The sequence below is a fragment of the Methylobacterium sp. J-078 genome (assembly GCF_022829285.1).
In the GTDB taxonomy this organism is placed as follows: domain Bacteria; phylum Pseudomonadota; class Alphaproteobacteria; order Rhizobiales; family Beijerinckiaceae; genus Methylobacterium.
Window position 1 is genome coordinate 23,758 of sequence record NZ_JAKSYI010000132.1, and the last position, 23,074, is coordinate 46,831.

At 70.1% G+C, this 23,074-nt stretch carries 22 protein-coding genes; 14 read left to right on the forward strand and 8 right to left on the reverse strand.

Going from position 1 to position 23,074, the window contains the following annotated elements:
- Window positions 1-142 precede the first annotated feature (142 nt).
- On the forward strand, window positions 143-964 hold the full coding sequence (locus MKK58_RS22825) for a DUF937 domain-containing protein (RefSeq protein ID WP_409565308.1): 822 nt from the start codon (window positions 143-145) through the stop codon (window positions 962-964).
- A 105-nt stretch (window positions 965-1,069) separates the two neighbouring features.
- Here the strand turns inward: MKK58_RS22825 and MKK58_RS22830 are convergent, their stop codons facing one another.
- Together MKK58_RS22830 and MKK58_RS22835 are read right to left on the reverse strand one after the other, a co-directional pair.
- Window positions 1,070-1,234 (reverse strand): Flp family type IVb pilin, encoded by a 165-nt coding sequence (locus MKK58_RS22830; protein ID WP_243915110.1) that lies wholly within the window; start codon window positions 1,232-1,234, stop codon window positions 1,070-1,072.
- A 286-nt stretch (window positions 1,235-1,520) separates the two neighbouring features.
- On the reverse strand, window positions 1,521-1,811 hold the full coding sequence (locus tag MKK58_RS22835) for a DUF3072 domain-containing protein (protein WP_243915111.1): 291 nt from the start codon (window positions 1,809-1,811) through the stop codon (window positions 1,521-1,523).
- A 251-nt stretch (window positions 1,812-2,062) separates the two neighbouring features.
- On the opposite strand from MKK58_RS22835, the gene MKK58_RS22840 reads away from it, so the two are divergent.
- The 4 genes from MKK58_RS22840 (at window position 2,063) to MKK58_RS22855 (ending at window position 5,037) form a co-directional block, all read left to right on the forward strand.
- Window positions 2,063-2,572 (forward strand): MarR family winged helix-turn-helix transcriptional regulator, encoded by a 510-nt coding sequence (locus MKK58_RS22840; protein ID WP_243915112.1) that lies wholly within the window; start codon window positions 2,063-2,065, stop codon window positions 2,570-2,572.
- The gene (locus tag MKK58_RS22845; RefSeq protein WP_243915113.1) at window positions 2,572-3,297 is read left to right on the forward strand and encodes a response regulator; all 726 of its coding nucleotides are present in this window, start codon (window positions 2,572-2,574) and stop codon (window positions 3,295-3,297) included. Before MKK58_RS22840 ends, MKK58_RS22845 begins: the two co-directional genes overlap by 1 nt.
- A gap of 4 nt (window positions 3,298-3,301) precedes the next feature.
- The gene (locus MKK58_RS22850) at window positions 3,302-4,693 is read left to right on the forward strand and encodes an ATP-binding protein (protein ID WP_243915114.1); all 1,392 of its coding nucleotides are present in this window, start codon (window positions 3,302-3,304) and stop codon (window positions 4,691-4,693) included.
- Between the two features lie 149 nt (window positions 4,694-4,842).
- On the forward strand, window positions 4,843-5,037 hold the full coding sequence (locus MKK58_RS22855) for a hypothetical protein (RefSeq protein ID WP_243915115.1): 195 nt from the start codon (window positions 4,843-4,845) through the stop codon (window positions 5,035-5,037).
- A gap of 86 nt (window positions 5,038-5,123) precedes the next feature.
- Here the strand turns inward: MKK58_RS22855 and MKK58_RS22860 are convergent, their stop codons facing one another.
- Both MKK58_RS22860 and MKK58_RS22865 read right to left on the reverse strand, forming a co-directional pair.
- Window positions 5,124-8,267 carry an efflux RND transporter permease subunit gene (locus MKK58_RS22860; protein ID WP_243915121.1) on the reverse strand — a complete coding sequence of 1,048 codons (3,144 nt, stop codon included), beginning with the start codon at window positions 8,265-8,267 and terminating at the stop codon, window positions 5,124-5,126.
- Window positions 8,268-8,279: 12 nt separating this feature from the next.
- Window positions 8,280-9,509: an efflux RND transporter periplasmic adaptor subunit gene (locus MKK58_RS22865; RefSeq protein ID WP_409565298.1), complete on the reverse strand. Its 1,230-nt coding sequence runs from the start codon at window positions 9,507-9,509 to the stop codon at window positions 8,280-8,282.
- A 200-nt stretch (window positions 9,510-9,709) separates the two neighbouring features.
- Between MKK58_RS22865 and MKK58_RS22870 the strand changes: the two genes are divergently transcribed.
- Entirely contained in the window at window positions 9,710-9,883 is a 174-nt protein-coding gene (locus tag MKK58_RS22870; RefSeq protein WP_243915122.1) for a hypothetical protein, read from the forward strand.
- Window positions 9,884-10,000: 117 nt separating this feature from the next.
- Here the strand turns inward: MKK58_RS22870 and MKK58_RS22875 are convergent, their stop codons facing one another.
- Complete coding sequence (locus tag MKK58_RS22875) at window positions 10,001-10,792, reverse strand: Crp/Fnr family transcriptional regulator (RefSeq protein WP_243915125.1); 792 nt, start codon at window positions 10,790-10,792, stop codon at window positions 10,001-10,003.
- A 170-nt stretch (window positions 10,793-10,962) separates the two neighbouring features.
- On the opposite strand from MKK58_RS22875, the gene MKK58_RS22880 reads away from it, so the two are divergent.
- Window positions 10,963-11,643, forward strand: a complete 681-nt coding sequence (locus tag MKK58_RS22880) for a hypothetical protein (RefSeq protein ID WP_243915128.1) — start codon at window positions 10,963-10,965, stop codon at window positions 11,641-11,643.
- Window positions 11,644-11,823: 180 nt separating this feature from the next.
- Window positions 11,824-12,570 (forward strand): sigma-70 family RNA polymerase sigma factor, encoded by a 747-nt coding sequence (locus MKK58_RS22885; protein WP_243915130.1) that lies wholly within the window; start codon window positions 11,824-11,826, stop codon window positions 12,568-12,570.
- A gap of 136 nt (window positions 12,571-12,706) precedes the next feature.
- On the opposite strand, the gene mgtE is transcribed toward MKK58_RS22885, so the two are convergent.
- Both mgtE and MKK58_RS22895 read right to left on the reverse strand, forming a co-directional pair.
- Window positions 12,707-14,077 (reverse strand): magnesium transporter, encoded by a 1,371-nt coding sequence (mgtE, locus tag MKK58_RS22890; RefSeq protein WP_243915136.1) that lies wholly within the window; start codon window positions 14,075-14,077, stop codon window positions 12,707-12,709.
- Between the two features lie 333 nt (window positions 14,078-14,410).
- A complete protein-coding gene (locus tag MKK58_RS22895; RefSeq protein WP_243915137.1) occupies window positions 14,411-15,781 on the reverse strand; it encodes a sensor domain-containing diguanylate cyclase in 1,371 nt (456 codons plus the stop codon).
- Window positions 15,782-16,307: 526 nt separating this feature from the next.
- Between MKK58_RS22895 and pqqA (MKK58_RS22900) the strand changes: the two genes are divergently transcribed.
- Window positions 16,308-16,397, forward strand: a complete 90-nt coding sequence (gene pqqA / locus MKK58_RS22900) for a pyrroloquinoline quinone precursor peptide PqqA (protein WP_019902976.1) — start codon at window positions 16,308-16,310, stop codon at window positions 16,395-16,397.
- A 69-nt stretch (window positions 16,398-16,466) separates the two neighbouring features.
- Window positions 16,467-16,556 carry a pyrroloquinoline quinone precursor peptide PqqA gene (pqqA, locus tag MKK58_RS22905; RefSeq protein WP_056092902.1) on the forward strand — a complete coding sequence of 30 codons (90 nt, stop codon included), beginning with the start codon at window positions 16,467-16,469 and terminating at the stop codon, window positions 16,554-16,556.
- Between the two features lie 87 nt (window positions 16,557-16,643).
- On the opposite strand, the gene dinB is transcribed toward pqqA (MKK58_RS22905), so the two are convergent.
- Window positions 16,644-17,741 (reverse strand): DNA polymerase IV, encoded by a 1,098-nt coding sequence (gene dinB, locus MKK58_RS22910; RefSeq protein ID WP_243915141.1) that lies wholly within the window; start codon window positions 17,739-17,741, stop codon window positions 16,644-16,646.
- 199 nt (window positions 17,742-17,940) lie between these two features.
- Here dinB and MKK58_RS22915 point away from each other — a divergent pair, with 199 nt between their 5' ends.
- The 4 genes from MKK58_RS22915 to MKK58_RS22930 all read left to right on the forward strand — a co-directional run bounded on the left by MKK58_RS22915 (window position 17,941) and on the right by MKK58_RS22930 (window position 23,046).
- Window positions 17,941-19,110: a dimethylmenaquinone methyltransferase gene (locus MKK58_RS22915; RefSeq protein ID WP_243915142.1), complete on the forward strand. Its 1,170-nt coding sequence runs from the start codon at window positions 17,941-17,943 to the stop codon at window positions 19,108-19,110.
- A 24-nt stretch (window positions 19,111-19,134) separates the two neighbouring features.
- Window positions 19,135-20,064, forward strand: coding sequence for an alpha/beta fold hydrolase (locus tag MKK58_RS22920; protein WP_243915145.1), 930 nt, complete (start codon window positions 19,135-19,137; stop codon window positions 20,062-20,064).
- A gap of 72 nt (window positions 20,065-20,136) precedes the next feature.
- Entirely contained in the window at window positions 20,137-22,413 is a 2,277-nt protein-coding gene (locus MKK58_RS22925) for a xanthine dehydrogenase family protein molybdopterin-binding subunit (RefSeq protein ID WP_243915147.1), read from the forward strand.
- Between the two features lie 102 nt (window positions 22,414-22,515).
- Entirely contained in the window at window positions 22,516-23,046 is a 531-nt protein-coding gene (locus tag MKK58_RS22930; RefSeq protein WP_238282442.1) for a phosphate-starvation-inducible PsiE family protein, read from the forward strand.
- Window positions 23,047-23,074 lie beyond the last annotated feature (28 nt).

The window sequence follows — 23,074 nt, forward strand, 5'->3', positions numbered from 1 at the left end:
AAAACCCGATTCTGACAAGCGTCGACATGGAATCGGGCGCCCATGAGGCGCGCGGGCTGGTCAGTGCCCCGCCGATGCGACAGAGTTCGGGGGCGCGTCCGGGCATCCCCCGGGCATGTCGCCGTTCGTCCGCGAGGCCGCCATGTTCAACCTGTTCGACATTCTCCAGGCGCAGGCGGGCGCCAACCTCCAGGGCTTCGGGCCTCAGTTCGGGCTGACGCAGGAGCAGGCTCTGCGCGCGATGGAAGCGCTTCTGCCGGCCCTGACCATGGGCCTGCAGCGCAATGCCGCCCACGACCCCATGGGTTTTGCCAAGCTCTTCAACTTCGTGGCCCCCAACCCGCCGACGACGGCCAAGCCCTTCTTCCAGATGGACAAGCCCTCGCCCCAGATGGACATGCTGGTCGGGCAGCTCTTCGGCTCGCCCCATCTCAGCCAAGCCGTGCTCCAGCAGGCCGCCGCCGTGAGCGGGGTGGCGACGCCGGCCCTGAAGCAGATGCTCCCGCTGATGGCCGGGATGGTCGTGGCGGGCATCGTCCACGTCATGATCAACCAGGCGCCGTCCCCGGCGCCGCAGAGCCAGGCCCAGCCCTTCGGTTTCCCGCCCAACGTCTGGTCGGAGATGATGGAGAGCTTCATGAAGTCGGGCGGCCCGGCGGCGCCCGCCGCCCAGAGCACGCCGGCCCGCAAGCCCCCGCCGCGCCTCGCCGTGGCGACCAGTTCCAAGACCCCCCAGTCCGCTCAGGGGGCCTCTCAGGATGCGTCGGCGGCGGATGCCCCCTTCGAGATGATGCAGCAGATGTTCCAGACCGGCCTGGAGGTGCAGCAGGAGAATGCCCGCGCGATGCAGCGACTGTTCGACACGTTCTGGCAGGGAGCCGGCGGTGGCGATGCGGAAGGCTCCGACGCCCCGGCCCCCGGTGGCGGACGCTCCAAGACGGGGGCCGGACGCAGCGGGCGCTGAAGTAGCCCCTGCGGCAGACCGGTTCTGTTCGTGGCACCGGCCGGCGCCTGGAGCGGAATCTCACCCGAGCGGCCGTGGCCGGGTGCCCCGTGGCGGTGTCATCATTCAGGAAGAGGCGCTGCCGACCTTGCTGCCGATGAACTCGTACATCACCGTCATGCGGTCGCCGTAGAGCCGCAGGGCGCCGACGACCGTGAGGAAGGTCAGGGCGGCGATCAATCCATACTCTATGGCCGTCGCGCCGCTGGTATCCGTTCGAAAGCGAGACATGAGCGAACGGATTCGGCAGACCAAGTGTCGCTCGGCCTCCGCCTCGGGTCCGGTCGGTTCCCGTCTGTCCATGTTCGCCGATCGTCTCTCGCCGGGGTCGTTCCGGCGTGACCTTAGGACCGGCTTCGTTGCGGAGGACTTAAGCTGATCCGTGAAGAAGGTCCGCGGTGCGCATTTCACATCTCAAAGTCACGCGTTTCGCGTCTCGAAGTCTCCCATGCCGCTCCATTTGCCGTCCCGAGGCGTCTCGGACGCTGCCGTAGACGGCCCGGAACGGTGATGCGGCTCAGGCCTTGCCGGATTCCTTGCGCAGGGCGTCGATCCGCTGGGAGGCCTCGGCCTTGTCGAGGTCCGGATCGAAGGCCTCGGGGTCCTTCGCCTCCTCCGAGAGGGTCTTGAGGTAGGAGGCCTGTGCGCCCGTCATCGGCTCACCGCCGGTGGTCCACTCGCTCGGATCCTTGATCTGGTTCGAGGTGTCCTTCGGGTCGGTCTTCGGATTGGTCTGCGCGGCGTCTTCCTGATTCCCGGCGGGCTGGGCATCGGAGGTCTGGGTCTTCGAAGTCTGTGTCTTGGCCACGATGGAAATCCTCTTGTTCTTGAATTGTTCTGGAAACGCGGGGCTCCGAGGCGGGTTCCGGAGCGAGCCTTTCCCCGCGCGGTCGTCCCCGTGGCAGGGTGTCCCAGGTCCTCACGGCTTCGGATGGACCTGAAAGACAGGCATCGGCGGTGGCCAAACGGCACCGACCGCTTGACGGCTCCCGGCGCGGCTGGAACATGTCAACAACACTGACGTAAATTCAGGCCGCACCCGACGTGACAGCCCGCGCGATGCCCGATGCCGATTCCGAGGACCCGACCCTGGCCGGCGGGTCCGGCGACGACCTCATCGAACTGCTGTTCTTCGCCTACCGGGATTTCGTCGGCGATCCGGACCGCATCCTGGCCCAGTACGGCTTCGGGCGGGCGCATCACCGGGTGCTGCATTTCGTGGACCGCTATCCGGGCCTCACGATCGCCGAACTCCTGGATATCCTGCGCATCACGAAGCAGAGTCTCAACCGGGTGCTCAAGGACTTGATCGAGCAGGACTACATCACGCAGAAGACCGGCACGAACGACAGGCGCCAGCGGCTCCTGTTCTGCACGGCCGCCGGCACCGTCCTGGCGGGCGACCTCATCCGGGTGCAGAGCCGGCGGGTGGCGCGCGCCCTGGCGGACACGGAAGCCGGGCGCACGGCGCAGCCCTCGGCCGAGAGCTTCCTGTTCGGGATGATCGAGCCCGACGCCCGGGCGGCCGTGCGCCGGCTGATGGCGCGGCGCGTCCGGAGCGCCGCCTGATGGCGGCACCGAGCCCCCGGGGGAGCACGGAGCTTCCCGACCACGCGCCCCACATCCTCGTGGTGGACGACGACCGCCGGGTGCGCGAACTGCTGGCGCGCTTCCTCTTCGAGCAGGGCTTTCGCGTCACCTCGGCCGGTAACGTGCCGGAGGCCCGGACCAAGGCGCAGTGCTTCGTCTTCGACGCCCTCGTGCTCGACGTGATGATGCCCGGCGAGAGCGGCTTCGACTACGCGCGCGAGGTGCGCAAATCCTCCCGCGTGCCCATCCTGATGCTCACCGCGCGCTCGAACCCCAACGATCGGGTCATGGGCTTGGAGATCGGCGCCGACGACTACCTGCCCAAGCCCTTCGAGCCGCGCGAGCTCATCCTGCGGCTCTCCAACATCATCAAGCGCCGCAGCCCGGGCGGCGATGGTCAGGCGATCGGGCACGACACCGTGACTTTCGGGCCGTTCTCCTACCGGATCGACCGGGGCGAGTTGCGCCGCGCGGACGAGACCATCCGCATCACCGAGCGCGAGCGCGAGATCCTCACCGTCCTGGCCCAGGCCGGGGGCGGCAACGTCGAGCGCGAGGCCCTGGCCGGGGGTGGTGGCCTCGCGGCCGAGCGCAGCATCGACGTGCAGATCAACCGGCTGCGCCGCAAGACCGAGGTCGACCCGGCCAATCCCCTGTTCCTGCAGACGGTGCGGGGCGTCGGTTACCGCCTCGCGGTCGATTGAGACCATGGCCGCCACCGGCCTGATCGGGCGCACCGCCACCTGGCTCGCCGCCCTCCCCCGCCGCCCCCGCATCTGGCGCCGCGTGGCCCGGGCCATCGGCGACGTGCTGCCGAAGGGCCTCTATGCCCGCTCGCTGATCATCATCATCGCGCCGGTGGTGCTGCTCCAGTCGGTGATCGCCTACACGTTCATGGAACGTCACTGGCAGCTCGTGACCCGCCGCCTCTCGGCCGCCGTCACGGCTGACGTCGCCGCGCTGATCGACATCTACGAGAGCTACCCGCAGGACAAGGATTCCGAGACCCTGACCCGGATCGCCAACGACCGGCTCAACCTCGACGTCGACATCCTGAAGGGCGCCAAGCTCCCGCCGGCGGGTCCGCGCCCGTTCTTCTCGATCCTCGACGAGGCGCTCTCCGACGAGATCCGCCGCCAGATCCGCCGGCCCTACTGGATCGACACGGTGGGCCGCTCCAGCCTGATCGAGATCCGTGTCTCGATCCCCGATGGGGTCATGCGCGTCACGGCGCGCCGCAGCATGGCCTATGCCTCGAACTCGCACATCTTCCTGCTCTGGATGAGCGGTTCGTCCCTGGTGCTCCTCGGCGTCGCCATCCTGTTCCTGCGCAACCAGATCAAGCCGATCCTGCGCCTCGCCGCGGTGGCCGAGAGCTTCGGCAAGGGCCGCGAGATCGAGTTCCGACCCCGCGGCGCCCGCGAGGTCCGGCAGGCGGGCCACGCCTTCATCGAGATGAAGCGACGCATCGAGCGGGCGATGGAACAGCGCACGACGATGCTCAACGGGGTCAGCCACGACCTGCGCACCATCATCACGCGCTTCAAGCTCTCCCTCGCCCTCGTGGAGCAGACGCCGGAGGTCGAGGACCTGCAACGCGACGTCGACGAGATGAGCCGGATGCTGGAGGCCTACCTCGCCTTCGCGCGGGGCGATTCCGGCGAGGTGGCGGTGCCCACCGACATGCGGGCGCTGCTGGAGGATCTGCGCACCGACGTGGAGCGCCTCGGCGCCCACGTGGAGGCGGTGGAGATGGAGGATCATCCCCACGTCACCCTGCGGCCGGACGCGATCCGCCGCTGCCTGTTCAACCTCGCGGCGAACGCCGCCCGCTACGGAGAGACCGTGGCCATCACGGGCCGGCGCGAGGCGCGCTCCTTCCTGGTCTCCATCGACGACGACGGGCCGGGCATCCCCCTCGACCAGCGCGAGGAGGTGTTCAAGCCTTTCGTGCGCCTCGACGACGCGCGCCAGGATGCCGGCGGCTCCGGTCTCGGCCTGTCCATCGCCCGCGACATCGCCCGGGCGCATGGCGGCGATGTGGGCCTGCACGACAGCCCACTCGGGGGCCTGCGCGCCACGGTTCGGATTCCGGCCTGACCAAAGAGCGATCCGGCGACGGATGCGGGATGTTTGACCGCATCCGAGCTTGACTGCACACGCTTGGCGGGCGCCGTACCGCGATGCTATGAGGGGCGCAGTGAACGCCATAGGGGCCGGTGCGCCGGGTCCCGAAGAGGTTGAGCCCCATGAACAGCCCGCTGACCCCGCTCCTGATCCTCCTGCTCCTGCCGATCGGCGCCATCTGCGCGGTGCTCTACACCGATGCGGGCATCGAGCCGGCGCTGTTCTACGCCACCGTGAAGACCTTCGTGGTGCTCTTCATCGTCGCCGGTGGCCTCTGCTTCGCCGCGAGCCGTCTGGCCGAGCGCAGCGAGGGCTGATCGCTCCGGCGATTCCAACCGTCCCGACGACGAAGGCCCGGACCGCGAGGTCCGGGCCTTCGTCGTTTCGGATGCCCGTCGCCGCCCTACTCGGCGGCGATGCGCGGCGGCAGGATCGATTTCGGGTCGTTGGCGGAGCGCGGCTGGGGCAGCGCGAATTCGCCCTCGGTGGGCTCGTCCACCGCGCCGACGAAGCGGCCGAACAGGCGCACGAACAGGCCCGAGAGATCGTCCACCAGGACGAAGATCGCCGGCACGAAGATCAGCGACAGGCCGGTGGAGACGATGAGGCCGCCGATCACCGCCACCGCCATCGGCGCGCGGAACTCGCCGCCGATGCCGAGCGCCATCGCGGAGGGCACCATGCCGGCCGCCATCGCGATGGTGGTCATCACGATGGGCCGCGCCCGCTTGCGGCCGGCATCAATGATCGCGGTGGCGCGATCGACGCCGCGGGCCATCTCCTCGACGGCGAAATCGACCAGCATGATGGCGTTCTTCGTCACCACGCCCATCAGCATCAGGATGCCGATCACCACCGGCATCGAGATCGGCATGTGGAAGATGAGGAGGCCCAGGATCGCGCCGCCGATGGACAGCGGCAGCGAGAACAGGATGGTGAGCGGCTGCAGGAAGTTGCCGAACAGCAGCACCAGCACGCCGAACACCATCATGAGGCCGGCGCCCATGGCGAGCGCGAAGCCCTCGAAGACCTCGCCCATCACCTCGGCGTCGCCGGTCTGCCGGATGGTGACGCCCGGCGGCAGGTCCTTGGCGGCGGGCAGGGCCAGGATCGCGTCGATGAGCGAGCCGAGGGCGTCCGAGCCCTCCATGTCGGCCTCTAGGGCCACGCGGATGGCGCGGTCGTAGCGGTCGATGGCGGTGGGGCCGCGCCCGAGGCTGAGGTCGGCCACGGTGGAGAGCGGCACCGCGCCCCCGCCCTTGACCGGAACCTTGAGGGTCTCGAGCTGGTCGAGGTCGCCGCGCAGGCGCTCGGGCAACTGCACCCGGATCGGCACCTGCCGGTCGATCGTGTTGAACTTGGCGAGATTCGCGCCGATGTCGCCGATGGTGCCGACCCGCACGGTCTCGGCGATGAGGTCGGTGGAGACGCCGAGCTCGGCGGCGATGCCGGCCTTCGGGCGGATGCGGATCTCGGTGCGGTCGAGGGGCGCGGTCGAGAGCACGTTGACGAGGTGGGGTACGCCCGCTGCCTCGCGCTGGAGCCGCGCCGCCGTGTCGGCCACCACCGCCTTGTCGGGGCCCGACACGATCAGGGTGACGTCGCGCTGCCCGCCCTCGCGCAGGGCCCAGAACCGGATGTCCGGTACGTCGTGCAGGATCGCCCGGACCGCGATGTCGACCTGCTTCTGGGTGCGAGGCCGCGTGTTCTTCGGGGTCAGGTTGATGGTGAAGGTGGCGAGCCGCACCTCCTTCTTGGCGGGTAGCTGGCGGCCGCCGTCGACGAAGACGCTGCGCACCTCCGGCAGGGCGCGGATGCGCTCCACCAGGCCGTCGCTGACCTGCGTGGTGTCGGAAAGCCGCGCGCCCGGGGGCAATTCCACCACGAAGATGGTGCGGGCGGCGTCCTCCGCCGGCAGGAAGCCCGCCGGCAGCAGGCCGGTGGACAGGATCGACCCGGCAAAGCACGCGAGCCCCAGCACCAGGGTGATGAACTTGTGGCGCACCGACCACGCGACCACGCGGGTGTAGCCCCGCATCACCGGTCCCTCGCGGGTGTGGTCGGGGCCGTGGTCGCGCAGGAAGTAGGCGGCGAGCAGCGGCGTGATCAGGCGCGCCACCAGCAGCGACATGAACACGGCCGCCGCGATGGTGAGGCCGAACTGCTTGAAGTACTGGCCCGCGATGCCGCTCATGAAGGAGACGGGGGCGAAGATCGCGATGATCGTCGCCGTGATGGCGATGACCGCAAGCCCGATCTCGTCGGCGGCCTCGAGCGCGGCGCGGTAGGGGGATTTCCCCATCCGCATGTGCCGGACGATGTTCTCGATCTCCACGATGGCGTCGTCGACGAGGATGCCGGTCACCAGGGTGATGGCCAGCAGGCTGACGGCGTTCAGCGAGAAGCCGAGGCTGCTCATGACCCAGAAGGTCGGAAGCACCGAGAGCGGCAGGGCGATGGAGGCGATGAGCGTCGCGCGCCAGTCGCGCAGGAACAGGAACACCACGATGACGGCCAGCGCCGCCCCCTCCACGAGGCTCAGCATCGCCGAGTGGTAGTTGCCCACCGTGTTGATGACGGAGGTGTCGATCAGGTCGAAGCGCACGCCCGGGTGCCGGCTCCCGAGCTCGGCGATGCGCTTGGCGACCCCGGTGGCGACCTCGGCGTCGCTGGCGCCCGTGGAGCGCGAGATCGCGAAGGCGACGACGGGCTCGCCGTTGAAGCGCGCGAAGGTGCGCGGCTCCTCCGAGCCATCCACCAGGGTGGCGAGCTCGTCGAGGCGGACCTTGCGCCCGCCCGGCACGATGATCGAGGTCTCGGCCAGGGTGTCGAGGCTGGCCGCCCCGGCGAGCGTCCGGATGGACTGCTCCTGCCCGCCGAGCTCGCCGCGCCCGCCCGCCATGTCGGCGGCGGTGAGGCGGAGCTGCCGGTTCACGTCGGCCGCCGTGATGCCGAGGGCCAGCAGGCGGTCCGGCTTCAGGGTCACGCGGACCTCGCGGGCGACGCCACCGAGGCGCTCGACGCCGCCGACGCCCTTCACGCTCTGCACCTGCCGGGCGATGACGTCGTCGATGAGCCAGGACAGGTCCTCCGGCGTCATCGCGGGCGCCGAGGCGCCGTAGATCATGATCGGCAGGCCCGCGATCTCGACGCGGTTGATGATCGGCTCCTCGATGGTGCGGGGCAGGTTCACCCGCACCTTCGAGATGGCGTCCTTGACGTCGTTGACCGCCCGATCGCTGTTCACCTCCAGGCGGAACTCGATGGTGGTGCTGGAGACGCCCTCCGAGATCGTCGAGATGACGTGCTTGACGCCCTTCACCCCCGCCACCGCGTCCTCGATCACCTTGGTGACCTGGGTCTGGAGTTCCGAGGGCGCGGCGCCCGACTGCAGCACCTGGACCGAGACGATCGGGATGTCGATGTTGGGAAAGCGGGTGATCGGCAGCGCCCGGAAGCTGACGAGCCCGAGGACTACCAGGACCAGGAACAGCACGATGGAGGGGATCGGCTCGCGGATCGCCCAGGCGGAGATGTTCAGGCGCATGGACTCGTCCGATCAGCGAGGAGCGGCATCGGCGGCTTTTGCCGGCGTCGGCGCCACGGGGGACGGAACCACGGCCCGGACCCGGTCGCCGTCGCGCAGGAAGCTGCTGGCGCGGGCCACCACCGATTCCCCGGCCTTCAGCCCCGAGCGGATCTCCATGGCGCCCTCCGCCGAGAGGCCCGGCACCACCGTGCGGGCCTCGACCCGCGCGTCGGCGACCACGAAGACGCTGGCCCCGCCATCTGCCCCGTAGAGCAGGGCCGAGAGGGGGACAGCCACGCTGGTGCGCCGGGCGACCTCGACCTTGCCCCGCGCGAAGGCGCCGATGCGCAGGGTCGGATCGGGATCGAGGCTGATGCGGACCCGGCCGAGGCGGGTCGCGCGGTCGATCTCCGGGTCGATCCGGCGGACCCGGCCCAGGAGGGTGCGCCCACCGTCCCAGTCGAGGCGGGCGGGATCACCCACATGCAGGCGCGGCATCCAGGTCTCGGGCACCTCGCCCTCGAGTTCGATCTCGCCCCGGGCGATCAGACGGAACATCGGCTCGCCGGAGGCCGTGGCGGTGGCGCCGATCCGGGCGGTCCGCCGGCTCACGATCCCGGCTTCCGGAGCCCGGATCTCGGCGCGGGTGCGGCGCAGAGCGATCTCGGCCCCTTGCGCCCGCGCCGCGGCGAGGTCGGCTTCCGCCAGTTGCAGGCCGCCCCGGGCGGCACCGAGCCGCCCCTCGTTGGCCTGCGCCGTGGAGACGCGCTGCTCCAGGGTCACCGCGGTGGCGTTGCCGGTGCGGATGAGGCTGCGGGTGCGCTCCAGGGCGAGGTTCGCCTCCACCTGGGCGGCCTCGGCCTGCACGATCTGGCTGCGGGCCTGGAGGATCGCGGCCTGCGCCTTGGCGATGGTGGCGGCGTTGGCCGCCTCCTGCGTGAGGACCATCTCCAGGGAGAGCCGGGCCAGGGGCTGGCCGCGCGCGACCTGCGCACCCTCCTCCACCAGGAGTTCGGTGATGCGCAGGCCCTCGACTTCCGGCGCCACCAGGATTTCGTCCCGCGGCACCAGCGTTCCGGTGACGACCGCCCGCTCGACCACTTCGCGCGGGGCGGCCAGCGCCACGGTCACGGCTGGGGCGACCGCGGCCGGATCGGGCACCGCCGGACCGTCCGCCGCCCGGGCTCCGGCACCGGTGAACCCGGAGAGACCTGCCAGGAGGGCCATCGCGCCGGCGTGAAGCGTGGGAAGGCGGCGCATGGCGGACGGATCTCGGAGAAGGCGTCGACGGAAGCCCGAGGCCTCTACGAAGAGGCCGGCGTTTTCAAGGCGCCAGGCTCTTGTTCGCGGTCTCGAGCCGATCGGAACCATCGCGCCCGTTCGGGGCCCCAGGCATGCAACCTTCGCCGCGCGGATGCGTTTTCAGGCGAATTGACAAGTTCAGCCCGAGGCAACGGATCATGAGCATCTTCGAGATTCGCCAGATGACCAACGGTGCGATCCTGTGGACCGGCAGCGCCTGCGACGCGACGTCGGCCCTGGATGCCATGGCGCGTGAGGCCGGTTACGTGGATTTCGCGTCGCTCCCCGAGGACATCCGCGCCGCCGATCCGGTCGCCCGCCCGATCGACTGAAACAGCCACAGACTTCGTACGCCCTGTGCGAAGGATCGTGCAAGAACCCCTCGCCTCTCTCAGGAGGCGAGGGGTTTTTCGTTTATCGAGTTCCGATCCGGCGCTCTGCGCGCCATCTCAATCAGGTGGCGATGGAGGCCCCCAGCGCGCGAGGTAGCTCGGATCGAACTCCCCGAGGGCTTGCAGGCGCGGGAGGTTGCGGATCATCAGGCTGCGGGAGCGGAACTCGATGAGGCCCTGGCGCCGCAGGTCCTGAAGGGTGCGATTGACATGAACGGTCGAGAGGCCGGTGGTGTCGGCGAGGTCGAGCTGCGAAATCGGCAGTTCGTAGCTGTCGCCCTGCGCCAGACCGACGGCGCGAAACCGCGTCAGCAGTTCGCAGAACAGGTGGGCGATGCGCTGGATGGCACTGCGGGCGCCGACGTTCAGCAGCCATTCCCGCAAGATCGCGTCATCCACGAGCGTTGCGCGGCGCATGGTCTGGACGAGGCTTCCGGCCTCCACCGCCAGCTGCTGGATGCTGGCGAAATCGAGATGCGCCACCCGGCAGGTCGAGATCGTGGAGACCGTGTGGTCCATGCGCGGGCGGAGCGCGAGGTCGAGGTCGCAGAAGTCGCCGGGAATCAGGTAGGCGGTGATCTGCCGGGGGCCGCCCCGACGCAGCTTGCTGCGGCAGGCCATGCCGTCGAGGAGGATGAAGATTCCCTCCGGAGCCTCGCCCTCCCGGATCAGGTCGGTTCGCGCCGCCACCGAGGACGCGGTGCCGGCGATCCGCTCCAGGGCGTTCCGCGCCTCCCCCTCCAGGGCGTCGAACTGCTCCAGCCGCCGGATCAGCGCGCCGGCGTCGCCGCGCGCCGGCTGGTCCGCGTGCAGGAAGGGGGCCCGCACCGCGCGCCGGTCCGTGATCATGGCTGATTGTCCGGCAGGGAAGCATCGCAGCGAGCGGCGCGCCTGACGGAGTGATGCAAGCGAAAACCTAGCATGCCCCTTCGGTTCCTGAACTCCGGCAACGGTCACTTCGTAGCGAGCCAAGGCAATCCCGCCTGGATGAAAGGCACGAGAGACACCGCCTTCGTCGCATGAACCAGAAAAACCCTGAACTGCTATCGAAACAGCCGGTTGCTCTGCCCCGCAAGTCAGATGAAGCGCTCGGTGCCGAATTCCGTTCCACAGGCGATGAACTTAATCCCTTGCCTCGGTACGATGCCCGACGCTGCGAAAACTCGACGACCAGACATACTTCGCAGCGGCGCTGCCTCTGCGCGCCGTCGTACGGGTATCTGCCTGAGCGCAAGCACATATTCCGGAATGCGGGACGATATCAGACTTCATGTTCTCTCGATCGAGGGGACGGTGCTGTGCCGCTGCCGGAGCAATCTGCTGTCCGCAACCGCTTGCTCAAACGTCTTTCGCCGGGTGATTTCGCGTTGCTCCAGCCGCACATGCCGATCCGGGAGCCGTTTTTTCCCGAGCCCGGCGAGGCGTCGATCACCAAGACGGGTCCGGGCGCGATCGAGGTGGGCATCGTCGAGCCCGAGGGCGTTGTGGGAGCGACGCCGATGCTTCTCGGCAGCGGGCTCACGCCCGACGACCGCTTCGTTCAAAACCCGAGCGGGATGATCGCCGTCGGTGTTCCGGAGATCTTGGCGGGCACCGAAATCAGCCCGGTCGAATCCATGCGCATCATGCGTTCCTCCCGAGACCGAGGCCGCCCGGCTCCCTGCCGTGGTGGGCTCTTTCGAGTTGGTTCCGTGATCTGACCGCGATAAAAAGCCTTTTTGCTGGTAAATAGCAAAATTCTGTACGTTTTCGTGCGATTCAGACCCTCGTTTCGACGTCTTAACCTGTGTTGATGCATGCATCAAAACGATCTTGCACAACTCAAGAACACTGGAGGAAGTCGGCTTTTACCGCTTCCGGTCGCCCTGAGAAGACACTGGATGACATCGCAATCAGGATCTGATGCTCCGTCCCCAGCCCTGAACGCCGCGGCGCCCCTGCTCGCGCCCTCGATCCGACGATGTCTCGGCCAGCACCTGCGCGAGGCCTACGCCTCCCTGGAAGACGAGCGGCCCGACCGCTTCGCCGTCCTGATCGCCCGCCTGGAGGCGGTGCTGGCGGCCCGGGGCGAGACCCTCACGGCTGAGGTTCGCCAGGGGCTTCGGGACCACGCCCCGGGCCTGCGCAAGTACGCCCTGTCCCTGACCCGCGACGCCGCCCGCGCCGACGACCTCGTGCAGGACACCATGCTGCGGGCCTGGATGTACCGCGAGAGCTTCTCGCCCGGCACCAACGTCTGCGGCTGGCTCACCATCATCATGCGCAACACGTTCTACTCGGGCCAGCGCAAGCGGGTGCACGAGGTCGAGGACAGCGACGGAAGCTACGCGGCCCAGCTGGTGACGCTGCCGGCGCAGGGGGCGGTGCTCGACCTGGAAGACGTGACCGCCGCCATCGGCCGTCTGTCGAGCACCCTGCGCCAGGCCCTCACCCTCGTGGCCATCGACAACATGACCTACGACGAGGCGGCGACCGTGATGGGCTGCAAGATCGGCACGGTGAAGAGCCGGGTCTGGCGGGCCCGCGAGAGCCTGGCCGCCCTCGTCGGCTACTCCGCCGACGAGATCGGGCCCGACCGCCTCACGAACGCCGTCCTCGGCGAAGCGGGCCTGCAGGCGCGGGCCTGAACTGGCGCCGCGCGGGTCTGACGGGGCGCCCTTCTAAGCAGGTTCGCGTTGGCAAGCCAACGCTTCACCCTGCTTAGCTCTTTGATATGTCGCAGGTTTTAGCCGCAAAACCGGCGACCACTTTTGCGAAACCTGCTTAGAGCAGCGTCCCGCGCAGGATCAGCATCGCGACCGAGAAGTAGATGACGAGCCCCGTGACGTCGACGAGGGTCGCCACGAAGGGGGCCGAGGCGGTGGCGGGGTCGAAGCCGAGGCGCTGCAGCAGGAACGGCAGCATCGAGCCGGTGAGCGAGCCGAATGTGACGATGCCCACCAGGGCCGCCCCGACGGTGGCCGCGACCAGGGGCCAGTGCACGCCGTAATCGTAGAGCCCGGTCTTCTGCCAGACCACGATGCGCACGATGCCGATCGCACCCAGAATCGTGCCGAGCACGAGGCCGGTGGGGAGTTCCCGCAGGGCCACCCGCCACCAGTCGCGCAGGCGCACCTCGTGCAGCGCCAGGGCGCGGATGAGGAGCGAGGTGGCCTGGCTGCCGGAATTGCCGCCCGAGCTCATGATCAGCGGGATGAACAGGGTCAGCACGATGGCCTTCTCGAGTTCGCCCTCGAAGCCCTGCATGGCGGTCGCGGTCATCATCTCGCCGAGGAACAGGGCGCAGAGCCAGCCCGCCCGCTTGCGGATCATCGTTCCGAAGCGGATGTCCATGTAGGGCTCGGGCAGCGCCTCCATGCCGCCGAAGCGCTGCACGTCCTGCGTCTGCTTCTCGACCATGGCGTCGATCATGTCGTCCACGGTGACGATGCCGATGAGGTGGCCGACCGCGTCGATGACCGGGAGCGCCAGGAGGTCGTATTTCGAGATCAGGCGGGCGGCCTCCTCGCGGCTCGCGGTGGGCGAGACCGCGAGCGGGCGCCGGTTCGGCGCCACCGAGAGCACGTTGTCCCCCGGCTGGCCGGTGATCAGCCGGCGCAGGGGGACCGCCTTGGTCAGCGCGCGGGTGCGCGGGTCGAGGACGAAGATCGCGTAGATGGTCTCGCGGGTCTTCTCCACCTGCCGGACGTGGTCGAGGGTCTGCTGGACCGTCCAGTTGCCCGGCACCGCGACGAACTCCGTCGTCATCAGCGAGCCCACGGTCTCCTCGCCGTAGGCACTGAGCTGGTCCACGGCGCCCCGCGTCTCCGCATCGAGGCGGGCGCGCAGGTCGGAGCGCCCCGGCTCCTCGATCTCGCGGAAGATGTCGGTGATCCGGTCGGCCGACATGCCCGACAGGAACGAGGCGACCCGGTCGCGCGGCAGCATCTCGATGATGTCGGCGGCGCGGTCGAGCTCCGGCTGATCGAGCACCTCGATCGCCCGCTCCTGCGACAGGCCGAGCAGGATCGCGGCCGCGACCTCGGGTGCCTCCTCGTTCAGGGCCTCGACGATGTCGGGGGCGCGCTCGTCCGACAGGCGTGCGGCGAGCACCGCCGGATCGATGCCGGAGGGGAAGGGGGCGATCTCGTTCATGGGCTCACCTTCATGGGCTCACCTGGGCTTGGTGGCGCGATCCTGGCCGCGCCTCGCCGTGGCGGGCCGGTCCGCGCCGGCCGCCGCGCGGGAGCCCGGGGGGCCTTCAGCGTCGGGAGACGGGAGCGGATGCGGCCGCGCACGGCGCGGGCGATCGGTCTGGCGATCGGTCTGGACTGTCGCTGGGCATGGGGTTCGTCGATGGGGAGCCGGGACGCGCACCGGCCCGTGAATCACGGGCGGTGGCGCTCGGCGGCGCGTGAGTGCGCCTCGTCGCCCGCCTGCGTCAAGCCCGAAACGCGGGGGCCGAACGATGCGCCTCGGCTGCGTTGCTCAAATGCGTTGGCGTCTCCGATCGCGGCCTGTGTGGGAGCGAGGGTAATCGGTCGCGTCCCCGGCAGGGACGAGGCCAGTCCGTGCCGTCGCTGAGGTTGCGGCCGACGCGGCGGCGCCCGACACCGGCGGGTCGTCGCAGACGCCGATCAGACGGTCTCGTCCAGCCGTCTTCGCGCTGTAGAGGCGAAGGTCCGCGGCGCGCAGCGCACCCGCGAAGTCCATGTCCGGCGTCACCGGAACGAGGCCCGCGCTGGCCGTGACGGACCGGTCCACGTCCGGGACGTCGCGGGCGACCCGCTCAGGAATCAGGCTGCGCAGGATCTCGGCCTCCGCCGCGGCCCGGTCGCCGTAGAACAGCAGAGCGAATTCCTCGCCGCCGATCCGCGCCGCGAAGGCCTCGCCCGATGCGAGCGCGGCGGCGGCGGCGGTGAGCACCGCGTCGCCGCGCTCGTGGCCGAAGCGGTCGTTGATCTGCTTGAAATGGTCGATGTCGAGGATGGCGAGGGCCTTCGGACGATGCTGGACGAACTGTGCCTCGAGGCCGCGCCGGTTGTAGAGGCCGGTCAGCGGGTCGGTGCGCGCCATTCTGTCGAGTACCGTGGCGAGGGTCCGCGCCTCGTCATGCTCGCGTTTCAGCCGCATGAAGCGATCACCGGCCTCGACGGTCGAGAGGAGCATCTCGATCGCCAGGGCGGTGAAGAGCGCATAGAGGAACAGACCGAACGGCCGTCCCAGCACGATGTCGTGGAAGAGGCTGATGCCGCACACCGTCAGCACGCCCGTCCAGGCCGCCGCCTGGAGACAGGCCGTGCGGCTGCCCCGGCGGATCGCCTGCGCCAACGCCGCGCAGAGGAGCGCGAGGATGCCGAGCAGGACAGCGTTCCGGTAGGCCATGTAGAGCGGCGGACAGGCGCTCAGGAGCATGGCCGGAGTCGTCGTCGCAACCATCACGGGCTGCCAGCGCAGCATCCGGTGAAGCGTGGCGCCGGTCATCGCGGGCCCCAGGAGGGCGCCCAGGAACAGGCCGATCATCGCGATCGATCCGTCGAACAGCAGGTTGATCAGGATCTGCCGCGCCGTGCCGTCGCCGCGCAACCAGGGGCCGAGGGGCAACGACGACAGGCTGACGGTCAAGCCGACGAGCAGGATCACGCGCGCGGCCTGCCAGAGGAGGAGGCGCTCGCGCAGGATCGCGAAGAAGACGAGGTTGTAGGCCCCCGTCAGCAGGAGGAACCCCAGGAAGGCCCCCGTCAGCACGCCGGGCCAGTCCAGCGACGTCCCCGCAGCGAAGCTGGATTGCGCGCTTGCCGGGGAACTGCCGAGGAGAAGCAGGCCGGCGACGCCCCACATCCCGATCGCCCGACTCATGCGTGTGTCTTCGCCGGTATCTCCTTGCACGTTCCGGTTCATGGTCCGACAGGTGCCCCGGCTGTCCACCGGGGCCTTGGAATGTTGCCAGGGTTCCGATCTCGACCGATCGCGGACCCGGGTTGCGCATCCTGTCACTGCCTTCGCCTCGCGTGATGTGACGCGACGGGGAACGCGCCGCCAACGTGCCGGCGGAGGTGTTACGCCACGTGGATTCGTCTGAGGAGTCACACTTGGCCGCGTCCGCGCGGCGCGCCGCTCTGGCGCACGCTGGGCGACGTCGGCCTGCCGGTACCGCCGACGGGTCGGTGTATCCTGCCGAGGCCACCCGGGGATGGGCCGGTGCGCGCCTTCCGATTCCGGGATAGTGGCACCATATGTCTGATGGCCGGACGTATTTCGCGGGCGCAGCACGGATCGGGCCGGCGTGACGCGCGATCCTATGAGAAATATAAGTGTAGTGCCCACTTGTGTTGTGCCCAACACAACGGCATATCAAGGGCGTCGAACACGAAGGAGTTCCCCCATGAAGTGGTCCGCCCCCGTCGTCCAGGAAGTCTGCGTCGGCATGGAAGTCACCAGCTACGAGTCGGCCGAGATCGATCCCTTCAACTAAGGGCGCGGCCTTCGGCTGAACCCGCCCGCTCCGCCCGGATCGGGCTCCAACCCAACCAGGAGAAACGTCATGAAGTGGTCTGCCCCCATCGTCCAGGAAATCTGCGTCGGCATGGAAGTCACCAGCTACGAGTCCGCCGAGATCGATACCTTCAACTGAGGGTGATCGCGGGCTGCGTTCGCGGGGCCTGCTGATCCGGGAGGGGCGTCATCCGAGAGGATGGCGCCCCTTTCGTTTGCCGATCCTTCAGAGCGCCAGGCCGAGCTGGCGCGGTTCTGGTGCCGGGCCGTGCTCCAGGCCCGAGAGCGAGACGCCGAGGAGGCGCACGCTGCGCCGGAGCGGGAAGGCCTCGCGCAGGAGCGCCAGCACGATGCGCTCCAGATCGTCCCGGTCCGGTACGAAGCCCGGCAGGGAGCGCGCCCGGGTGATCTGCTCGAAATCCGCGAACTTCACCTTCAGGGTCACGGTCCGGGCCCGCACCTCCTTGGCCATGGCGGCGCCCCAGACCTTGTCGAGGATCGGCGCGAGCCGGCCGGCGAGCACGGCGTAGTCTGCCGAATCCTCCGAGAAGGTGTTCTCCGCGCCGATGGACTTCCGGATCCGGTTGACGCGCACCGGGCGCTCGTCGATGCCGCGCGCCACCCCGTAATAATAGGGCGCCGAGGCGCCGAACCGGGCGACGAGATCGTCGAGGCTCAGCGCCCGCAGGTCGCGGCCGGTGAGGATGCCGAGCGCCTTCATCCGCGCCTCCGTCACCGGCCCGACCCCGTGGAAGCGCCCGATCGGCAGGTCCTCCACGAAGGCCGGCCCCATGGCGGGCGTGATCACGAAGAGCGCGTCCGGCTTGCGGAAATCCGAGGCGACCTTGGCCAGGAACTTGTTGTAGGAGACGCCGGCCGAGGCCACGAGCCCGGTCCGCTCGCGGATCGCGGCCCGGATCGCGCGGGCCACCTCCGTGGCGGTGGCCAGCCCCTGCCGGTTCCGCGTCACGTCGAGATAGGCCTCGTCGAGGGCGACCGGCTCGATGAGGTCGGTGTGCTCGGCAAAGACCGCCCGAATCTGCTCCGAGATCGCCCGGTAGACGTCGAAGCGCGGTTTCACGAAGACGAGGTCCGGGCACAGCCGCCGCGCCGTGACCGAGGGCATGGCCGAGCGCACCCCGAACACCCGCGCCTCGTAGCTCGCCGCCGCCACCACGCCGCGCTCGCGCGAGCCGCCCACCGCCACGGGGCGCCCGCGTAGCTCCGGATCGTCGCGCTGCTCCACGGAGGCGTAGAACGCGTCCATGTCGATGTGGATGATCTTGCGGGTCGTTTCCCCACCGTCCGGCTGCATCGCGGACATGCCTCCTCGCCCTGATCCGGCATTCGTTCGTGGTCTGTTCGCACAATCCCGGTTCGCGTCCGGGAATCAAGCCCGCCCCGCGCATGATCCACCGGCGAACCGTTCGCCGGTCAGGGGGCTCGCCGCGGCGCCGCTCCTGCCGCATAAGGCGGCCGAGACATCGCGGCCCAGACCCCGCGAATCGCCCGAGGACCGCGCCGTGAACGTCACCCAGATCACCCATCACGACCTCGACGGCTACGGCGCCTCCACGGTGGTCGGCCGCTTCGTCGACGTGTCGCGGATCGTGCACGTGCCGCGCTATTCCGATGTCGGCCCGGTGGTCGAGGCCGAGCTGAAGCGCCTCGGCAAGGCCCGCGAGCCGGAGATGATCGTGATGACCGATCTCGGCCTGGAGGCCGTGGCGGTGACGTTCATCAAGAGCTTCGCCGCCCTGAACCGCCGCCGCGACGCCGCCGCCCGCCACCGCCTGATCGTGCTCGACCACCACGCCTCGTCGGTCGACCAGCTCCGTGACGGCAAGCTCGAACCCCGCGTCGACCCCGAGGCGCCGAATGTGAAGCGCTTCGACCTCGAGGACCGCGACATCGTCGTGCTCATCGACGAGACCCGCTGCGCCACGCGGCTGGCCTACGATCACCGGGCGCTCTACGCCAGCGGCGAAGCCGGCAGTCGCGAGGTGGGCGAGGACCCGATCCTGGCGGCGCTGGTGACGGCGGTGGACGCCGTCGACCTCTGGCGCAAGGACCGCGCGGAATTCCAGGCGGGCCTGAGCCTCGACGAGATGTTCTGGGACAACGTCTCGAACCTCGTGCCCATCGGCCATCCCTGGCACGACCGCTTCGTGAGCGACCTCCTCCTCGGGGTGGCGCGCCTCCTCGGCGACGGGGCCACGCCGGCGGGCATCGAGGGGCAGGTCGGCGCCCTGCGCACCGCCATCCTCGACCGCTACCTCGCGGACGATGCCGGCGACGACCGCACGCTCACCACCCGCATGCGGATCGCCCGCGTGCTCGCCCGTTCGGATCTGTTCCATCCCCTCTCCGACGGCACGCTGATGTCCTTCGGCCTCGATTCGGGCACCTTCCAGCGGGTCTCGGACCTCATCATGGAGAGCGGCCGGGCCAGCCGCGTGCTCAACGTGCAGCGGGCCGGCACCATGTCGTTCCGCTCCAACAACGAGACGGCCCTGGAGGGCGCCCGGCGCTTCCGGGGCGGCGGCCACAAGGATGCGGCCGGCGGCAAGCTGACCAGCGGCACCGCCTTCTCGCTGGCCGACGCCATCGCGCAGGTGGAGCCGGTCCTGAACCCGCCCGCCCCCGACCCCTCGGCGAGCCCGTTCGGGGCCCTGAAGAACTGGAAGGGCTGAGATCCCTCACGGAGGCATGTCCCGATGACGATCACCGAGCGCGGGCCGAGCCCGTTCCTGGCCGGCTTCACCCTGGCCGATATCGGCCTCGGCGACGTGAGCCTGCGGGTGGCCCGCTCGCCCGGCGGTTCGGGCCTGCCGGTGCTTCTCCTGCACGGGCATCCGCAGACGCACGCCACCTGGCACGCGGTGGCGCCCGCCCTGGCGGCGGCCGGGCATCCGGTGTTCGCGCCGGACCTGCGCGGCTACGGCGATTCGGACCGGCCGGTCTCGGACGACGACCACGCCCCCTATTCCAAGCGCGCCATGGCGGCCGACGTGGTGGCGCTGATGCGCGCCTGCGGCCATCCGCGCTTCGCCGTGGTCGGGCATGATCGCGGCGGGCGCGTCGCCCACCGCATGGCCCTCGACCACCCGGAGGCGGTCGATCGCCTCGCCGTCCTCGACATCGCCCCGACCCTGACGATGTACGAGACCACGGACCGCGCCTTCGCCACCCGGTACTTCTGGTGGTTCTTCCTGATCCAGCCCGCACCCCTGCCCGAGCGCATGATCGGCGCCGACCCGGAGGCCTATCTGCGCCACCACCTCGCCGGCCAGAGCCGGACGCGCGGCGTGCCGAGCGAGGCGATGGTGCGGGAATACCTGCGCTGCTACCGGGCCCCCGGCGGCATCCACGCGATCTGCGAGGATTACCGGGCGGCGGCCGGGATCGACCTCGACCACGACCGGGCCGACGCGGCGGCCGGCCGCCGGGTGACGGCCCCGCTCCTCGCGCTCTGGGGCGGCCTCGGCACGGTCGGCGCCCTCTACGACGTCACCGCCACCTGGCGCGCCAAGGCCGATGCGGTCACGGGGCAGGCCCTGCCCTGCGGGCACCTCCTGCAGGAGGAGGCCCCGAGCGCCGTGCTGGAGCACCTGTTGCCGTTCCTGGCGGGAGCGCCGCGAGACTGAGCGACCCTGCGTCGCGCCCGGATCAGGCGTGTCCGATCGCCGGTTGTCCCCACGAGGAACGAGGGACACCCCATGGCGATACCGGCTGACGCGCTCGCGCACCCGATCCGGCTCGGGCAGCCGCATCCGCGCGTGGAGGGGCCCGCGAAGGTGACGGGCACGATCCGATACGCCTCGGACGTCCCCCTGCCCGGTCTCGCGCATGCGGCCCTCGTCACCAGCACGATACCGCGCGGGCGCATCGCGGGGTTCAGCCTGGAGGCCGCGCGGGCGGTGCCGGGCGTGCTCGGCATCTTCACCCACCGGGAGTTCGCCGGTGCGATCCGCCCGGTGAAGCATCTCATGGCGGGGGGCTACGCCAATAGCGGGCACCTGCCCCTCGGATCGGACGCGGTGGCCTACGCGGGCCAGATCGTCGCCCTGGTGGTGGCCGAGAGTCGGGAGGCGGCCCAGGCGGGTGCCGCCCGCGTCGGCGTGCGCTACGCCCCCACCCCTTTCGCGGACGGGTTCGACGCGCCCGGTGCCGAGACGGTGCGGCTGGCCGACCTCAAGCCGAAGCATCACGACCCCGTCCGGGGCGACGCCGACGCGGCCCTGGTGCGGGCGGAGGTGACGGTCTCAGGCCGCTACCGCACGCCGATCCAGCACCACAACCCCATCGAGCTCTACACCACCACCTGCGCGTGGGAGGGCCCCCGGCTCACGGTCCACGAGCCCTCGCGCTATATCGGCGCCGTGCGGCACGGGCTTGCGGCGCAGCTCGGCCTCGACCCCGCCGACATCCGCGTGGTGTCCGGGCCGATCGGCGGCCATTTCGGGGCCAAGCTGGCGCTGGCGCAGTACACCGCGCCGGTGGCGCTGGCGGCCCGCATCCTCGGCCGCCCCGTCTCCCTGGTGGCGAGCCGGCGCGACGGCTTCACCATCGCGAACTACCGGCCCGAGAGCCGGCACGACATCCGCCTCGGCGCGACCCGCGACGGGCGCTTCACCGCCCTGGTGCACGAAGCGGAGGTGATCGCCTCGCGCTTCGACCCCTTCGCCATGGAGGGCACCGACGTCACCGCGAGCCTCTACGCCTGCCCGGCCGTGCGCACCGACGAGCGCGCCGTGCGGGTCGACCGCAATACCCCGGGGCCGATGCGGGCGCCCCCGGAGGTGCCCTACCTCTTCGCCCTCGAGAGCGCGGTGGACGAGATGGCGCACGCGCTGCGCCTCGACCCCATCGAACTGCGCCGCCGCAACGACACCGCCACCGACCCGATCTCGGGCCGGCCGTTCTCCTCGCGTCCGCTGATGGCCTGCTTCAAGGCGGGCGCCGAGGCCTTCGGCTGGGCGGAGCGCGACCCTGTGCCGGGGCGGATGCAGGACGGCCCCTGGCGGATCGGCCTCGGCTGCGCCGCCTCGGCCCGGCCCGTGAAGATCTCGCCGGCCACCATGCGGGTCGCGCTCGCGGCCGGGGGCCGCGCCACCGTGGAGACCGCCCACCACGAGATCGGCAACGGCATCACGACGCTGCTCGCCCTCGGCGCCGCCGAGTGGCTCGGGATCGCCCCCGAATCGGTGACGGTCCGGCTCGGCGACACCAACCTCCCCGCCGCCGGCCTTTCGGGGGGCTCCGCCACCACCACGAGCCTGATCCACACCCTGGCGCAGGCCTGCGAGACCCTGCGGAGCCGCCTCGCCGCAGCCTCCGTCGCAGAGGGTGGCCCGCTTTCGGGGGCCGACCCGGCGACCTGCCGTCTCGCGGACGGGTTCCTCGTCGCGGCGGATGGGCGCCGCGCGCCCCTCGACCGCTGCCTCGCGCGACTCGGTACACGGGAAGTCGAGACGACGACCGCCTTCACCCCAGTGGGCGCGGAGCCGGACGCCCTGGCCGCCATCGAATCGGGCCGGATGGCCCTGGCCACCGGCGGCGAGTCCGTGTCCTGGGCCTTCGGGGCCCAGTTCGCCCGGGTGATGGTCCATGCGGAGACGGGCGAGATCCGGGTGCCGCGCCTCCTGGGCGCCTTCGCGGCCGGGCGGGTGCTCAATCCGCTGACGGCCCGAAGCCAACTCACCGGAGGGATGGTCTGGGGTCTCGGCTCGGCGCTCCTGGAGGAGACGATTCTCGACAGGGGGCATTACCGCAACGCGGATCTGGCCGAGTACCTTGTCGCCACCGCCGCCGACGTGCCTGACATCGAAGCCCTGTTCGTTCCCGATCCGGACGCGGCCGTGAACCCCCTCGGACTCAAGGGCCTGGGCGAGCTCGGCATCATCGGCGTCAACGCGGCCATCGCCAACGCGGTCTTCCACGCCACCGGCCGGCGCATCCGCGCGCTGCCGATTCGGGTGGAGGACCTGCTCTGACGCAGCCGTGATCGCGCCGCCGGGTCCGGTCCGGACAGGCCGCCCTGGACGACCGCCCCGCGATCCTGTCTGATCGGGTCAATCAGAGGGGGGCAGCGCGTCATGTCCGACGACCGCGACGATCAGGGCCGGCTCACGCGCGCGGCGAGCTTCGTTTTCCTCCACACCGAACACGCGATCTACGCCGCGCTCGGCCTCCTCCTCGCTCTGACCGCCCTCGTCGCGCTGATCGACGCCTCTGCGCTGACCTGGGAAGCCTTGCGCCACCTCGGCGGTGCGGACCAGATCCTGGAGGTGGTGGACCGGCTGCTGTTCCTGCTGATGCTCATCGAGATCCTGCACACGGTGCGGGTCTCGATGCGGTCCGGCAAGCTGACCTGCGAGCCCTTCCTCATCGTCGGGCTCATCGCCTCGATCCGGCGCGTCCTGGTGATCACCCTGCAATCGTCGGAGATCACCCACGCCAAGGACTGGTCGCCGGAGAAGCAGGCGCTGTTCCAGGCCTCGATGATCGAGCTCGGCGTCCTCGCCGGGCTGATCCTCACGATGGTGTTCGCGATCTTCATGCTCCACCGCGCCCGCGATGACGGCAAGCCGGCGGGCGAGGAATCCGCCGAGCACGCCGGTTCCTGACCCGGCCGCGCCTCGAGGCCCTCGAACG